This window comes from Cellulomonas telluris (genome assembly GCF_004886325.1).
Taxonomy (GTDB): domain Bacteria; phylum Actinomycetota; class Actinomycetes; order Actinomycetales; family Cellulomonadaceae; genus Cellulomonas; species Cellulomonas telluris.
In genome coordinates this window covers 1-570 of record NZ_QXFN01000067.1, presented here as the reverse complement: position 1 = coordinate 570, position 570 = coordinate 1, and the positions used below count along the sequence as shown (strand labels likewise).

The window sequence follows — 570 nt, the reverse complement described above, 5'->3', positions numbered from 1 at the left end:
CGACGTACTCGCTGCTCGACGACGGGACGAAGCCGCTGAAGAGCACCCGGACGAACGGATTGACCGCTTCGACCGTGGGGACCTCCGAGCCGGAGTCGAGGGTGAAGAGCTCCGCGAACTCGCTGAGCACGAGGTTGATGTCGGCGAGGGAGTAGACCCGGTTGGAGTTGGCCGACGCCAGGCTCGCCCACTCGTCCCCCAGGTGCATCGGCTCGGGCGCCAGCAGGTAGACGACACGTCCGAGGTCGAGCAGCCTCGAGCCACCCGCGCTCCGGATCGCGCGGAAGTGCTCGCGGTACGACTCCGCCTTGCGGGCCATCCCCTCGACGCGGCGGATGTAGCCCGGTGTCGCCCGGGTCGCCATCACCGAGGCCCACTCCGGCACGTCGACGAGCGAGGTGGCCAGGCCGAAACGATCCAGGTAGTCGTCGGAGACCGGGGCGCGCGCGCCGAGGCTGCGGTGGAGGAAGGCACGCGCGACGTCGTCGCCCGCCTCGATCGTGGGGAGGTCCTCCGGTCGGCTGCTGCCCGACTCGACCCGGACCCGGCCGATCTGGTCGATGTGCTCCG

General features: G+C 70.7%; 1 protein-coding gene. It reads right to left on the bottom strand.

Translation table 11 applies throughout. From position 1 onward, the window contains the following. Positions 1–570 (bottom strand): hypothetical protein (locus tag FB586_RS19585; RefSeq protein ID WP_168800624.1); only part of this gene is annotated, 570 nt, incomplete at both ends.